Source organism: Bythopirellula superficialaquae, from assembly GCF_059632245.1.
In genome coordinates this window covers 3,373,571-3,389,368 of record NZ_CP197426.1, presented here as the reverse complement: position 1 = coordinate 3,389,368, position 15,798 = coordinate 3,373,571, and the positions used below count along the sequence as shown (strand labels likewise).

The window sequence follows — 15,798 nt, the reverse complement described above, 5'->3', positions numbered from 1 at the left end:
CGTCTGATTTGTGGTTTAAAAAGTGCAAATGCCAATCCGAGGAACTCATTTACTTTGGCATTCTTTCGTTTCTTCTTTGTGCCCTTCGTGGCTTTGTGGTTAAATTCCGCCCAGATTTAATTTCTCAATCAGCAATCTGCAGTTTGATTTCATCAGAATTGCCCCGTAATTCCGGCGCGTACATTGCCGAGGCCTTGGTGGGCAAGGCACTGAAACGACCCGGAATCTCCGCGCGGAGCCGGTAAGTGAGGCTATGCCGTCCCCGAGCAAGCCGCGTGATAAACAGGCACACTCGCTCGTCGCGAAGCTCCATGTAAGCCCCCAGCTCGTTGCCGTTGTAACCACTCCGCACCTCGACCGGCTCGAAACCCGCGGCTTTAATGTCTTCGAGCAAGATGTACTCATAATCGTTCTTGCTCTCGACGATGAGCTCCACTTCCACAAGATCGCCGCTTTTCACTTCCGCCAAATTGGCCAGCGGCTCGCGGTCGAATTGCTCGACGCGTTGTTCGACAACTTGTCCTTGTCCCCCCGCGACGGTTTTCGAGGCTTCAACCGGGGTGAGCTTAGAGAATTGCCGGTTCACTTTGAGTTCCAAACCTGCCGCGGCGATGTTGTCTTCCAGCGTAAAATTGGTCAGGTAGCCGTTGAAGTAAACCGGCGAATCTCCTTGCTTGCGAATCTCGACGGTATGTTCTCCCGCAGCCAGTTCTTCTCCTGTGATGACGAGCTTGTTCTCAAATGTGAACAAATTCTCCGGCATTACGGAAACCTGCTGCCTTTGCTGGCCGTCGATCCAAACTTCGATCGTGACATCCGGCTTGTTCTCGCCGCTCGCTTTGAGGAAGTCAGCAAACGCTTCAATCACTAAGGCTGTGTCGCGCGTGCTGTTCCAATAGGTTGCATGTTTGCGATTGTTGAGCAGATACTTCACCATCCGTGGAGCGACTTCACTCTTGGGATCGGTCACCGAAAGCAATTTGAGATAATACGCCTGAGCTTCGTACTCGCTCCCATACCAGAACCACCAAAACCCACGCGGTAGATTCAACCAGGCCGTTTGATTCTCTTCATCTTGTTCGACGTATTGGCTCAGATTGCGCATCACCATCGCGAGCTTTTCAGACTCACCTTGCGCGTGCAGTCCTACGCCGAAAGTCGCCAAGCTGTAAACCGCCAAGTCCGTGCGATCGCGATACAGGAATTCGCGCATCTTATCCATGGTGTCAACGTTGACCGTATCGGGATTCGGGGGCGTGACCGGTTGCTCGCTGAGCACCATGAACACCAGGGCGTCGAGATTGTCGGCCTTGGGCTTGGTGCGAATGCCGGTCCGTTCCGCCGCGGGTTTGGCTTGCTCGTTGGCGTAGTTCTCGATCATGCGGACTTGCTCGGCCTGATAATTCTCCAGCCATGCCAACCCACGGTCCAATACGCCCGGCACCAACGCCACGCCGTTTTTCTCGGCAAGAATCAAACCACGCACGACCGTGGCCGTGGTGTGGGCGGTACTTTGTTCTCCCAACCCACTGAACCATCCCCAACCCCCGTCTGCGAGTTGCATCTCGGTGAGCCGATTCACACCCGCCGTGACAACCGCAGCCAACTCCGTATCACTAAACACAGGGTTATCGTCAAATCGTTTCCATCCTTTGGCTCGCTCCGCATCGTCGCCGATTTCCTGGGAATTGAGATTGGTCCGTTTCTCTTGGATCGATTTCAGATCGAGACCCATATCTCGCAGCACTTGCTGTGTCATCACGGCCGGCAAAAAACGATTGAGCGTTTGCTCGGTGCAACCGTAGGGATAGTCGATCAGGTAGGGCAGGGCGTCGACCATCGCACCCGCCAAAGTGGGCGTGTAGCGAATTTCCAGCCGCGTTTGCTCCGCTCGTCGTTCGCTGGGAATCGTGATCGTAAAATCGCGCTTCGATTCCGAGGGACGAATCACGCCCGTGTACGATTCCGTTTTGAGCATGCCGTGGACCAACACGGGGAAGCTCATTTGCATGGCGTCGGATTCTTCGTCGGTGAGGGCCGACATCCGTATTGTGGCTTGCCCTTCGCGCACGGCCTTCACGCGCCAATCGACCCGTTGCTCGCCGTTCGCCGCGATGGTCACGGTTTGTTCCATCTCGGCGGGGCCTTCCAGCGTGTCGCCTTCCAGTTCGAGCCGAACGCGCACTTCTTTTTCCGTTGACAGATAATTATGGACGTTGGCCGAAAGCACGACTTCATCACGCTCGACAAAGAAACGTGGGGCTTGCAACCGCACGATCAGATTCTTGCGGGTAACGACTTCCGCCGAGCCTTCACCCACGCGCGTGCCAGCCCCCATGCCCCACGAGCGAATCCGCCAAGTGGTGAGATTATCCGGCATCGGGAACTCGACTTCCGCGATCCCTTCGGCATTAGTTTCCAAGGCCGCTTTCCAGAACGCCGTGTCGGCAAAGTTTTCACGAATCGTCGGAACCACCAGAACTGCATCCGACGTCGTCGCGCTCGAGTCCGCTACCGCCATGCCTCCCTTGGCCATCGCGCCTTCCGGCGCAGCTGCGGCCATCGGTGCCGCCATTTCCACTCCGAGCATCATCCGTTGTTGACCACGCTGCGATTGAAACCATTCGCGGCCGTCGCTCGTGGCCAATTCATCGACCACGGTTTCACCAAAAATCCCCAAGTTTTGCATCGTTGGCTTATTCGGCGGACTGACTTCATAGCTCATCCCTTGCAGGTTGGTTTCTCCTTGTGGCTGATGATGTCGCCGCCACTTCCAGAAAAATTCGCGGATGTCCCCAACATTCGAGCCGCCGGCGATGTAATCGAGCGCCTTGTCATAAACGGCCAGCGCAAGCGAACCAACAAACGGCTTCCCTTTGCTGTCGGTGAGTTTCAGCGAAACCTTCGCCGTCTCACCGGGCAAGTAATCTTTGGCCGAAGGCAGCACTTCCAGATTTAGCACGCGCGAAACGGGTGGCACAAACAATTCACGCACGACCGTGTGCATCCGACCGCCGTGAACCGTGACCGCTTCCACGTAGATATTGGGTGTGTCCTTGGCCACGATGTCGACTTCAACGAGTGTGCTCTTGCCCACGAGCTGCACCATCTGCGGTGGCAAATAGATTCCGTTAGCCGGGCGTAAGAATAGTAGCACCGCCGAACCAACGCTGTTTGTGTTGATTCGCAACACAGCCTTTTGGCTAGGCTCATAAGTGCGACGATCCGGCACGATCTCGATATCATTGAATCGGAACTGCGAACCATCGAAATTCGCACCCGCTATCGTAAAGACTTGCCCCCCCTCGACGGTTCGACCTTGAGCGTCGGTCAACTCAAACGCCAAGCGATACTGCCCTTCTTCGGACGCCTTGATCGGAAGTTCCGCACGCCCCGTTTCGCCGAGTTCCAAATCCCATCGCCCGACTTCGGCTTCAACGGGCTTGGCGTCTTTGTAAGTAATTTTTAATAGACGCAGCTTGCCCTTCCCAGCGACCGGCTTGCCGTTGAGCGTGCGTGCCGCAGCGCCCACGGTGATCGTGTCGTCCGTAAGATAATGCCCACGGTCGGTCCAAATCATGACCTTAAACGGCTCGCGGGCAACGAGCACTTTGCCCGTACCAACAATGGTCCGTCGTGATTCGTCGACAACCTCGGCTTGGATTTCGTAACTATGATCCTGATTGGGATGCAACTGCTTGGCCAGTGCCGTGTCGATTTCGACATTCACGGTGCCATCGGGACCGATATCGACTTGCTGATCGGCAACGACTTCCGGTGGCGCGGGATTTCGCCAGAACGCCCACGGCGAGGGGGCCACACATCCCCAGCGTGCCCAGCCGGGATACCAACTGTAGTCTTCTGAGAACCAACCGTAACCGGCACCGTACAACCAATCCCACGGCGACGGTGGGAACCAATCATCGGTGTGGTTCGTGCGGAGCACCTTGTAATGAACTTTGGCGTTCACCACGGGCGAGCCGAAATAGTACTTGGCCGAGATCTTGGCTGTGAACGTCTCGCCCAACTGCACAGGCTCTTTCGGCGCGTCGACCGACACTTCAAATTCGGGCTTCTTATATTCCTCGACTCGGAATGTCCCGCCGCCGTGATTCACCACGTTAATCTGGTACTGCCCCAGCGTCGCACCCGCGGGGACCTCCCAATCTCCCGACAGCCCGCCGTACAAATCGGAGATCAACTGCGAACTGTAAACTTTCTCGTTCTTAGGATCGCGAATTTCGACCTGAAAGGATTTGGCCGCGAACCGCGATTCATCCGGCATGTCATACTGCGCATTGGCGACCCAGAATTTGAAATGAACTTCCTGTTGCGGTCGGTAAACAGGTCGATCGGTGATCGTAAAGACTTTGACTTGCTGATATTCCTGGTCGTAATAGTCACCCCCCCAAATGTTGCGAAACCCCAGATAAGCGAATCGGCCCGCGGGATTCGTGGCGACGGCCAACCACTGATACCGTCGGTTGGCCTCGTCGGCTTTGATCTTCGCAAGGCCGTTGGCGTCGGTGTTCGCGGCGAAATTAGCGGTTTCGATTTTGAAGCGGTTCGCGTCGAGATGCTGTTGCCAGTAGCCAAAAAACTCAACATTGCATTTGGCGACCGGTTGGCCGGAAACCGCATCGGCCACGTAATAAAGCGTTTCCCCAGCAAGCGGTTTTTTTACGATCGCCGTGTCGTTGATCCACAACACAATGCTTGTGCTGTTGCCTCCCGCCATCGTCGAGGTCACGAGATAAGCCCCCGGCTCTTGCAGCGGCGTCGTCACTGAAATCCGACGGTCGATGTGCTTCTCCGCAGGCTGCAGGTCCAAGCTCCACCGCGCGACTTCCGCGCCGACATACTTCTTCTGATCCTTTGTGACGAGCCGATAGCCGAAATTCTCGATCTGCAATTGTTCCCAATCGAGATGATTGGGATTCGACTTGAGATAAGCCTTCACATCGTCGAGCAACTTTTTGACTTCAATCTTCTGTGCGACGAAGCTGACCCGTTTGCCGTTGCGATAACGAAAATCAAACGTCGCCCCAGTGCCGGCAGGCTGCGACGAAACGGGTTCAAAACGACCCCAGGGAGCGGTGATCTGCAAGTAACGCTCGCGGGCCCCTTGTTGATTCAGGCCGCGCTGCGAAAGTTGAGCCCAAAACTCGGCCGCGCGGGGATACTGTCGGCGGTTCTCAAAAATACTGGCTAGCGAGCTTGTCACTTGTTCCCAACGGGTGAGATAGGCACTTCCTTCCTGCTCGGCCGCGGCTGTGGCGGCTTGTTCGTAGAGCTTGATGTAGTTCTGTTCGTCGGGCAGGCTGAACCGCTGAATGCCGGTTGCGAGCCGTGCGATTGTTTCCTCATCGGTCAGTGTGTGCAGCGCAAACGTGCCGGTGTCTTTCGAATCGCCACTGATTTCTTGCCGCCCAAACCACCAGCCATAGTCAGCCAGAGTTTGCACGCCGAATTGCGAAAGCAAAAAATCGGCCCGCGTGGCCAATTCATAAGCTTTACGCTTCGGTTGCCACTCAACAGTTTGGGCCAATAACCATCGCCACCGCTCGCCATCGTTCTTGGCCGCTTCCCACGAGGTGGCCTGACTATAAAATACAGGCTGACCCGCTTCATCGACCGGAGCGCCAATCGGCGGGGCAAACCGTGGATTCCAATCCTCTTCGTAGTCGGGCAGAAATTCGAGATCGGTCAGCTCCTGCAATCGCCAAGACTGGCTGATGTCGTTGCCCCGCAGCACGGCCAAGGCAAAATTCTGCATGAAGTAAAAGGCTTTCGAGGATCCTTGTTCCTCAGGACGTGCTTCCAGCAATCGATAGGCTTGCCGAAAGAGTTGCAACGCGCGGACGCGGTCACGCTCTTGAGCGTTGACGACCTTGCCCGTATCGCCGCGATGAACGCCGCGCTCGAATTGGCCGCCGATCAGAGTGCCGTGATGAACCTGGTTCATCGTCCCCTGCGCCACGGCGGCGAGCACCTGCCAGTTGTCCGCATGAGTCTTGGCCGTCGATTCCAAGAAGACGTCGGTTTCCTGCACGCGGTTCAAGCGCTGATAGCACTCAAGCGAGCGCTCGACACTAGCCACCAGATGGGCGGTGTCGGCCGTGTTATTTTCCAGCACGGCGGCGTAGGCTTCCACCGCTTCTTGAAAGTTGCCTTCCTCAAACAGCTTACTCGCCAATTTGTGGTTCTCACTGGAATCCGCAGCAAACAAAGGCGTCGTCATAGCGAGCAACAAACTGGCAAAAGCCAAAATTCGGAAAAGCCTGGATCGGTAAAGTAAGTCGTGCAAAATCATCGTGGGAATGTGCCTCAAAGAACAGTTCCTGCTGCCGTCAGGGAAACTACGTCGGGCGCGAAATGTGTGTTCTACGTCAGATGGCACACAAGGTCCACCCGAGTCCGTGTCACGCGCAAAATGTCAAAAAATTCTGACGCACGGATGGCTTCGCTAGTTCCCTGCGTTTTTGGGGATTGTTGCTTTTTCGCAACATGAATTGCGCTTACGCGAAATCACGCCGCCTACCTCAATTTGGGGACGTAAACTTGCACAAGCCGTGGTGCCTCATTTCCCGCCACGCATCCTTTTCACCCCTTGACCCGGAAGCATGGCCGTGGGCACTTCGACAGATTATCAGGTACGCACACAACGCTCGATGTTGGGTATCGCCTATCGACTCATCGACTCGGTGGCGATTTTTACCAGTGCACTTTTGGCACTGCGATACACCTTCGGTACAGACAGCTCAGACCTGGCCGTCATCAGCGCGACGACGCTCCTGATGCACTTGATCGCTTCCGAGATGAGTGGGCTCTACCGCAACTGGCGTGGTTCGCGCTTGTATCTCGAATTGTGGTGCATGGTGCTCAACTGGATTTACACGGCCCCGCTGGTGTTGGGGATCGGCTTGCTCACCCAGTTCAACGCCCACATCAGTTACGAATCGAAAATCATCTGGCTCTTTCTGACGCCGATGGCGATGGGCAGTTGCCGTGTGGTGTTTTTGATGTTCCTGAAGAATATGCGAAAACGCGGCTTCAATACCAAGCGTTTTGCGATCTGCGGCGTAAATCAATTGGCGGTGCAACTTGCACAGAATATCCAAGCTTCGCCGGAGCTGGGCTTGGAGCTGGCGGGCTTTTTCGATGATCGTCCTACCAGCCGTACCAAGGAAGCTTTGGGCCATGATTTACCCAGCGCCGGTACGCTCAATCAACTCGCCGACTTAGCCCGCCGTGGCGAAGTCGACATGGTGTTCATCACATTCCCGATGCGCGCCGAAAAACGAATTCGCGACTACCTCAGCAAACTGAGCGATACGACCGCCTCGGTGTACATCGTGCCCGACTTCTTTGTGTTCCAAATGCTGCACGCACGCTGGAACCAAATCAACGGCCTGCCCGTGGTGAGCGTGTTTGAAACCCCCATCTCGGGCATCGACGGCGTCCTCAAGCGGGGCTTCGATCTGGTGGTCTCGCTCTCGCTGCTGGCGGTACTTGCTGTGCCGCTTCTTGTGATCGCGGCGCTCGTGAAATTCACATCCCCCGGCCCAGTTTTCTTCCGCCAGAAACGGTACGGCCTTTCGGGCGAAGAAATCCTCGTTTGGAAGTTTCGTTCGATGCGAACCTGTGACAACGGCAGCGACATCCGCCAGGCCACCAAAGACGATGACCGCATCACGCCGATCGGCAAATTCTTGCGCAAGACATCGCTCGACGAACTGCCACAATTGTTCAATGTCGTGGGTGGCAGCATGTCACTCGTCGGCCCGCGGCCCCATGCCTCTGCACACAATGAACAGTACCGCACGCTGATCGACGGCTACATGCTCCGTCACAAAGTGAAACCCGGCATCACGGGCCTGGCCCAAGTGAACGGCTGGCGCGGCGAAACCGAGACGCTCGAAAAAATGGAACGCCGCATCGAATTCGACCACCGCTACATCCGCGAGTGGACGCTGTGGATGGATCTCAAGATTCTGTTCCAAACGGTATTCGTCGTATTCAAGCAAGAAAACGCGTATTAAGCGCGGCGGACAGTCTTCCCACTATCCACCAACTCACGGCCACAATTCCTACTAGGCCCCCAAATTTGTCCCCTTTTGATCGCACGCCAGCTTTGGGGCAAGTTCGACCAAGTGCGGGACAACCACTGGCCTACAGAGCGACGACGGGCGGTTGCTCACTCGCCTAGTATTTGCAAACCAACGTTAGAGCCGACGACCAAGCAGACCGAAAGCTCCTAGGCCAATAAGCCATAGGCTGGTCGGTTCGGGAACAGCCGTGATCACATCCAGGGGAGGCCAGGCCGTGCCGTAGTTGGCTTGCCAATCGCCAAGATCGCCGCCGCTTGGATTGCGCTGTAGGAGTAATAAATCACGGCCATCGACATCCCCATCGGTATCAAAATCACCGGGTCTGGGGGCGACTGCAAAACCCTGGATGCCATGTTCCATACCATTAAACTGTGCCACGCCAACAAACTGTCCGTGATTGTTGATATCGGTGATGCGAAGGATCGCGTCGGCTGCAAAACCAGTTTTTAGAAAACTATTCATGTCCATCAAGGTGCCCGTCGCTAAGTCATAGGCGATACCGCTACTACCAGAGTATCCGACCAAATCACCCACATCGTTGAGACCCAAAATTGAAGAAACCAAATCACTTTCTTCAAGTAAGCCAATTGATATTTCAGAAGAATTCGCTAGATTCAAATAAGCGCCCAAGCCTGAACTTCGTTCTCCCGCCGTCATTCCAAAATTATTTACCCCTGCATAGGGAAAATAATCCGACCCCAACCCACCCGAAATCCCATCCATCGGATCAGAAGGGTCCCAATAAAATCCTTCATCAGGATTTCCGGTGCCGTTGAAGGCCACGCCGGCGATCTGGCCTTGGTCATTGATACCAAGGGCTTGATGACTGCCGCCGCCAAACACCAACTGACCGTTAGGATCAGCAGGGGTCCAAATACTAGAGCGACTCGCACTACCATTATTCTTCCAACCCACTGCGTCGCCAAGGCTATTAATCGCTTCGGCCGAACTCGAAAAATTCGTCAAAGGATCAATGTTTTGCAAAACACCCAGTGTATTGTCATAGCGAAAGGCTTTTTGCAGGCCGTTGTCATCAAGACTCCAACCGACGACAATGCCGTTGTCGTTAATATCGTTTGCGTAGCTCTGCGAGCCGCCAAGCGTGCCGAGGTTTGTCATCGTGCCGTTTTGCCAAAGAAAGGCAAGACCCGTTGCATCTTGACCTACAATAAGTCCGTTGTTGTTGATAGCTTTTGGTTTGACGCCAACGCCGAGGTCTGTGAGCATCAGAATGTCGCCCGGCTGGATGGCGCAGGCTGGAAGCGAAACCAAGCATAAGCCCGACAGAATAATCGCGGCAGCTAGGTATTTCATGGCGAATTCGCATTCCGACGACCAGTGAGCCAAGGTCAAGAGTCTTCATTATGGACGCTTCCACTGAGGATGTCCAATGGCGATCTTGTTTTGGGAAAACGGGTCTACGAAGGCGACTCGGTCAACTTTACTGGCTACCACCGTCACGACATCCGCTTATCATATTGAAGACGAGAAGACTCGACCGGATTCGTGTCGGTGCTACCCGACTTATTCGTGCCATTCGTTTGATTCGTGGTTTCCTTTCTTCTGCCCCCCTTTTTCGCCCCGTGCGCCGAAAAAAGCTTCGACTTGTGCCTGCCGCTATAGGCGAGATAATTGCCCCAAGGGTAAGCCTGAGTCGAAAGGAACATCCATGAAAGCAGTCGTCCTGGAAGCGTTCGGTGGCGCGGATCAATTGCAATATCAGACGGTCGACTCCCCGCAGACCCTGCCACCGATGCATGTGTTGGTCCGCGTTCATGCCTCGGGTGTGAATCCGCTGGATATCCAGACCCGCCGTGGCGACTACGCCGGCAGCGTTGAACTTCCGTTGATCTTAGGCAACGAAGCGTCGGGGGTGGTCGAGGCCGTGGGTGAGGGTGTCGACAATGTTGGTGTGGGAGACGAGGTGTTCTACATGGCCCCGCTGCTGGCCGGTGCCGGCACTTACGCGGAGCAGCATGTTGTTCCGGCCGCGGTCGTAGTGAGAAAGCCAAGCACGCTGACGCATGCCGAGGCCGCAGCGTTGCCGCTCGCCGCGGGGACGGCCTGGCAGTGCTTATTTGAACGGGGACGAATTTCGCCAGGTGACTCGGTCCTGATCCATGCGGGAGCGGGAGGGGTCGGATCACTCGCTATCCAGATGGCGGCAATCAGCGGTGCGAGGGTTTTGACCACGTGCCAGGGTGCGAATGAATCCTTGGTCCGAGAGTTGGGAGCAAGTCATACGATCGACTATAAGACGACGGACTTTGTGGCTGAAACGCTGTCGTTAACAGCTGGCCGCGGGGTGGACGTGGTGATCGACACGGTCGGAGGCGATACGTTCCAGAGGAGTATTGACTGTCTTGCGTTCGGCGGGCGATTAGTCAGCATCGTCGACCACGATCAACCCCACAACCTGCTCAACGCCTATAACAAGAATGCAGCTCTCCATTTTGTCTTTACATCGCCCGACGCGGCACGTTTAGCAACCATTGCAACACTGGTCGAGCGAGGTCAGCTCCGTCCTGTCATCAGCGCGGAAATACCTCTCCAAGAGGCCGCCGAGGCACACCGACGCATCGAGCGCGGCGGCGTGAGGGGAAAAATCGTATTGCGTGTGGATTGAGTGCGGGGTGGCAGCGGGGTAGCACCGACACGACATCCGCAAATCGGACCGACGACGTAAAGACTCGACTGGATTCGTGTCGGTGTGCGCAGCACACGAGGTGTTCGACATGAAACACTTCTTGTCGCAAGCGACACTGATACTTGTCCTGCAAAGCCTGCCGGTATTCAACACGTTCTCAGGACGAAGTATCAGTGCTACCCTCGAAATCCTGCGCGACCAAAAATTTCCAAGATTTGGCCACTCCAATTAGTTAAAATACACGCTCGCCGCAAAGGCGAGTGTTCTTTGACAATTGAAACAGCTGAGTGGGTTTTAGAACTTGCTCGCCGCACGTTTTGACCAAAACTCGACCCATTTTGGAACGTGCGAATTTCGCAAGGGCTTAAACTTTAAGCACTTGGAACATCGCCAAGTGACAAAACCCAGGAGTTTCGTCACCAAAGTTGGGACCCCAGCGCTCGCGCGAAAACTCAGGTTTGCGGGCTCAGGGGGGCTGCAAACCAAGCAAACCTAGCAAACCTCGCCAAGCTCACTGCCGAGGGTGGCATGCCCTCTGAGGCACTTAGTGGGCATGTTTGTTCACCGTCGAGACATGCCCACGAGTACGAGGGCATGCCACCCGGAAAAATTCCTCTCCGAGAACTCCGTGTCTCCGTGGTGTAATACCTTCACCCCGGCCAAGAATCGACGTTGAACACCTGCTTGGAATTGCGATAATGGTGTTCACTCGCTGAGAGGCGTGTTCCTTGACAATTCAACATTTCGCGGCACCGCACAGTTGCAATTTGTGCCCAGCACCGTTTACGCTGATAACATGAACGCCATCGCGCAGAATTCGACGGACCTCACACAAACCGCGTGGCAGCGTTGGCTGGAAATCGGACTTATCTTTCTGGTTTTCTTCGTCGCGGCGGGCGTTCCTGTGCCGAGCGTGAACGAGACGCATTATCTCACCAAGGCGAAGCACTATTGGAATCCCACTTGGTGTGCTGGCGATTTGTTTCTCGAATCGGTCGAAGCTCATCTCACGTTCTACTGGACGCTCGGCTGGCTGACCCGTTGGTTTTCGCTGCCGGTGGTGGCCTGGATCGGCCGGATTGTTTGTTGGCTGGCGTTGGCCTGGTCGTGGCAGCGTTTAAGCAGCCGGCTTGTGCCAGCTCGTTGGCTGTCAGTGATCACTGCACTTCTGTTTGTGACCTTCATCGAGCAAGGCAATCTCGCCGGCGAATGGGTGATCGGTGGCGTTGAAGGCAAATGCTTTGCCTATGTGTTTGTCTTTTGCGGACTCGCGGAACTGGCCGCTGGACGTTGGCAGCGAGTTTGGCCGCTACTCGGCTTGGCCTCGGCGTTTCATGTGTTGGTCGGAGGTTGGTCGGTGATCTGCGTCGCGGCGGTTTGGTTCTTTGAGTCGAAAGAGAATCGTCCGAAGTTTGTCGCGATGTTGCCGTCGCTCACTTTGGGGGGTGTGCTGGCCTTGCCGGGCATTGTTCCCGGATTATTACTCACCGCGGAAGTCGCACCGGAAATCAGCGACGAAGCGAATCAAATCTACGTGTTTGAACGACTGCCCCATCATTTGGCACTCCATCGGCTGCCGCTAGAACAAATGATCAAGCGGTTCGTTCGCTTCGGAATACTGTTAGCGCTGTTCGCGTTCATTACGCGATTTTCCTCGCAAACCGATCAGCCCCAAGGCTTGCCGCTTCGCCGCATTCAGCTCTTTGCCTGGGCAAGCGTCGCGATCTGCCTGCTGGGGCTCCTGTGGGAATTCGCCACGATCAATTCGCCCGCCCTTTCGGCGAGTCTGCTCAAATACTATTGGTTTCGCTTGTCCGACATCGCCGTGCCGCTGGCCTTGGCGCTTAGCTTAGGAGCCATCCTATCTTCCGTTGCTAACGACACATACCGCACAGCACGAAGCGTTGCCATTTTGGCCGTGTTGGGATCGGCTGGCTTGATGATGCTCACGACAACCGTGCGTTGGGCCGATGTCACATCGGTTGAAAGCCATGAAACACGCGAGGCACTGGCTTGGCGAGATGCCTGTGCGTGGGCCAAAGAGCATACAGTCCCTGACGCTCTTTTCCTGATTCCACGCTACGCATCAACATTTCGTTGGTTTGCTGAACGGCCTGTTTATTTCAGTTGGAAAGATGTGCCGCAAGATGCCACGTCGATGGTCGAGTGGTGGCGGCGTTATCAGGAAGTCTACTTCGGTGCCGTCGATGAATTTGGCGTGATTGGCCCCTACGGGTCACTCCAAGAATTGGGGGGTGACCGGCTGCGTGAAATCGCTGCGCAGAACAAGATTGACTATATTCTAACGACCGAATACCCACCGTTGCCGTTGCCAGTGGCTTATGAGAATCCTTGGTACAAAATTTACGACCTTCGCCAGAAACCTAGAAGCGCAAAGTGAAAGAGATTAGCCACAGAGGACACGGAGATCACAGAGTTTGTTTCTGTGGTAGTTAATTACTCTTCCCTCCGCGAATTCTGTGTGCTCTGTGGCAAAATATGAAAGACTATCCAATTCCAGTTTCCCCGTTACGTGCCGTCGTGTTTGATCTCGATGGCCTGATGTTCAACACCGAAGAACTTTATCAGGAAGTCGGGAGCGTCGTGCTCGCTCGCCGGGGTTGTGCGTTTACGCCCGAGCTTCTCAACGAAATGATGGGTCGTCAGTCGCACAAAGCGTTGCAAATCATGATCGACTGGAACAACCTCACCGATACCGTGGACGCACTCGCCACCGAATCGATGGAGGTCATGCATGGCTTGTTGGGAACTCGCTTGTCCCCTATGACCGGATTGCTCGACTTACTTGCAGCGTTGGAGCAAGCCAACATCCCCAAGGCGATCGCCACGAGCAGCGGTCGTGAATTTCTCGACAGTGTGCTCACTCAATCCAATCTCGTGGACCGGTTTGCTTTCACCGTCGCGGGGAACGAAATCGAACACGGCAAGCCAGCTCCTGATATCTATTTGCTTGCCGCCGAGAAGCATGGCGTGGCACCGCAAGAAATGATGGTGCTCGAAGACAGCCAAATCGGTTGCCGCGCCGCCGTTGCCGCGGAAGCCTACACGGTGGCCGTTCCTCATGGACATTCGCATACGCATCAATTTTCCGGGGCGAAATTCATCGCCGACACGCTGGCCGATCCTCGAATTTACGCGGCACTTGGCATGTCGCAATGCTAGCATGCTGTTTTCTCTCACCTGAAACGCGGCTGGTGGCCGATGCACAAGAGGTACACTTTTCTCGACGTGCGTTCGCGCGTCGTTTGCTCATGGCTCAGCCGGGGGGATTCGTTGCCATGGATCGTGGAAAATATGCTTGGGCGCTGTTGGTTTTGCTCGCCGCGAGCGGTTGCCGTATGTGCCAGAGTTACACCGACTGTGCGCCAGTCGTGCCCGATGGCCCTTATTCGAATTCGCCGGGCCGCGCGGGATCGATTCTTTCCGGAGGAACTTCGCAGCTGCCTAGTGCGAAGCAGGATCAGCCGGCGGAGTTTCAACCGGAAGCGTCTCAGTCGGCGGGGCCTCAACAGCTTGAGGCTCAGAAGTAGATTCGGCTGGTTTCGCTTCGGGAGTGTTTTGGCGATTAAATTCCGACGGATCAAACGGATCCGTTGATGCCGCGGCAGCTTGTTCGTCTTTCATATACGCCTGTTGCGCGGAACTATTCACTCCCACAACAATCTGATTGCTACGAGATTGAGCTTCGCGTTCTTCCTTGATGGGCGCTTCACCCACGGACAACTGGGTCACCCATGCCCGTAGGATTTCTAGCTGATGCGGCGTGAGCGGCCGTGATTGCCCTTCCTTGGTGTTTCCATGGGCGGCTGCTCCCATCGTTAAGAGCCGACTTTTTTCGGGCTCTTCGAGATTCACTTCCGCGATGATGACCGAGAGATTGCGGTGAATCAGTTCAGGATTACCAACGCCATCGAGTGCGCTGCGATCGATTTTCATTTGCTGCGGTGAATTCGGCAAATGACAACCCGACTTCGCACACGAGTGGGCCATCATTGGTTGCACGCGTTTAATGAATTCACTTCGTGCCCAGAGAGGAATCTCGCCGAAGCTCATCTCGGAATTGGCTTCATGAACCTGTTCATCGACGATGGGTACTGGCGCCGGAGTCAATGCTTTGGCAGTCGCCATTTCTTTGGCTTGTGCCAGCCTGCGCTCGATCATCGGGAGCAAGGTGTGCTGAGGATCAAGTTCACGTGCCGCGGCAAGTTCCGCAAACGCAAATTCAATCAAATCGTGTTGCAGGCACCATTGAGCCATCTCGACGTGCGCATCGGCCGAAGGCATTTGTCCCAGTCGTCGTGCTTGACGTCGCTGATAGGCCTCGGCCATCGTTTGGCAAAAGAAATCGACTTGATCGGCACGGACGCGAAGCGTTCCCTTATTTAAGAGCACGCGATAGTAGTCGCCGTCCCTCGCGATTGTGCCTTCCATGATGCTGCCGTTGGCCAGCACCAGCAGACCATCTTCCGGTACAATGGGATCGGCATCGTCCGCAGTCGCAGCTTGGCTTAGCAGCGCTAACAGAGTTAACAGTCCGATTTGTACAGTTTTGAGGATCATGGCGGGGGAAAACTACGAAAACTAGCACGGTAGGTCAAAGCCAATCACGCAAATTGCCACAACGGGTCGCGACCTTGGCCGCCTGGAAGCCAGGGCATTTTGTGGTTATCATGAAAGCTTGGTTTGGTTCCCTTAGCCGTCATCAGCATGAAAGAGAGCGAGATGGCCAGCCCCGCTTGCCAGCGTTGCCAGGTTTTCTATTCTGGGCACGTGCAAGGGGTCGGTTTTCGGTACACCACTTCCCGTATCGCCGGGAAATTTGAGGTGACCGGGTTCGTTCGCAACCTGCCCGACGGGCGGGTTGAGCTGGTCGCGGAGGGGGAACCTCAGGAATTGACAGCATTTTTGCAGGAAGTGGCCGAACGCATGGCAAATCATATCCGTAGCACTGCTGTCGACCGCCGCGCCGCCACCGGCGAATTTTCGTCTTTTGATATCCGACACTAATCCTCCGCGGTT

At 55.4% G+C, this 15,798-nt stretch carries 8 protein-coding genes; 5 read left to right on the top strand and 3 right to left on the bottom strand.

Going from position 1 to position 15,798, the window contains the following annotated elements; all coding sequences use genetic code 11:
• Positions 1 to 124: 124 nt before the first annotated feature.
• Positions 125 to 6,241, bottom strand: a complete 6,117-nt coding sequence (locus tag SH678x_RS13830) for an alpha-2-macroglobulin family protein (protein WP_496919047.1) — start codon at positions 6,239 to 6,241, stop codon at positions 125 to 127.
• A gap of 388 nt (positions 6,242 to 6,629) precedes the next feature.
• Here SH678x_RS13830 and SH678x_RS13825 point away from each other — a divergent pair, with 388 nt between their 5' ends.
• Positions 6,630 to 8,042, top strand: coding sequence for an undecaprenyl-phosphate glucose phosphotransferase (locus SH678x_RS13825; RefSeq protein ID WP_496919046.1), 1,413 nt, complete (start codon positions 6,630 to 6,632; stop codon positions 8,040 to 8,042).
• A 183-nt stretch (positions 8,043 to 8,225) separates the two neighbouring features.
• Here SH678x_RS13825 and SH678x_RS13820 read toward each other — a convergent pair whose 3' ends face one another.
• Entirely contained in the window at positions 8,226 to 9,425 is a 1,200-nt protein-coding gene (locus SH678x_RS13820) for a PEP-CTERM sorting domain-containing protein (protein WP_496919045.1), read from the bottom strand.
• 355 nt (positions 9,426 to 9,780) lie between these two features.
• Between SH678x_RS13820 and SH678x_RS13815 the strand changes: the two genes are divergently transcribed.
• The 3 genes from SH678x_RS13815 (at position 9,781) to SH678x_RS13805 (ending at position 13,941) form a co-directional block, all read left to right on the top strand.
• The gene (locus SH678x_RS13815; RefSeq protein ID WP_496919044.1) at positions 9,781 to 10,737 is read left to right on the top strand and encodes a quinone oxidoreductase family protein; all 957 of its coding nucleotides are present in this window, start codon (positions 9,781 to 9,783) and stop codon (positions 10,735 to 10,737) included.
• 790 nt (positions 10,738 to 11,527) lie between these two features.
• Complete coding sequence (locus SH678x_RS13810) at positions 11,528 to 13,159, top strand: DUF6798 domain-containing protein (RefSeq protein WP_496919043.1); 1,632 nt, start codon at positions 11,528 to 11,530, stop codon at positions 13,157 to 13,159.
• Positions 13,160 to 13,257: 98 nt separating this feature from the next.
• Positions 13,258 to 13,941, top strand: coding sequence for an HAD family hydrolase (locus tag SH678x_RS13805; RefSeq protein WP_496919042.1), 684 nt, complete (start codon positions 13,258 to 13,260; stop codon positions 13,939 to 13,941).
• A 282-nt stretch (positions 13,942 to 14,223) separates the two neighbouring features.
• Here SH678x_RS13805 and SH678x_RS13800 read toward each other — a convergent pair whose 3' ends face one another.
• Positions 14,224 to 15,339, bottom strand: a complete 1,116-nt coding sequence (locus SH678x_RS13800) for a hypothetical protein (RefSeq protein WP_496919041.1) — start codon at positions 15,337 to 15,339, stop codon at positions 14,224 to 14,226.
• Between the two features lie 162 nt (positions 15,340 to 15,501).
• On the opposite strand from SH678x_RS13800, the gene SH678x_RS13795 reads away from it, so the two are divergent.
• Positions 15,502 to 15,786 carry an acylphosphatase gene (locus tag SH678x_RS13795; RefSeq protein ID WP_496919040.1) on the top strand — a complete coding sequence of 95 codons (285 nt, stop codon included), beginning with the start codon at positions 15,502 to 15,504 and terminating at the stop codon, positions 15,784 to 15,786.
• Positions 15,787 to 15,798: the final 12 nt, after the last annotated feature.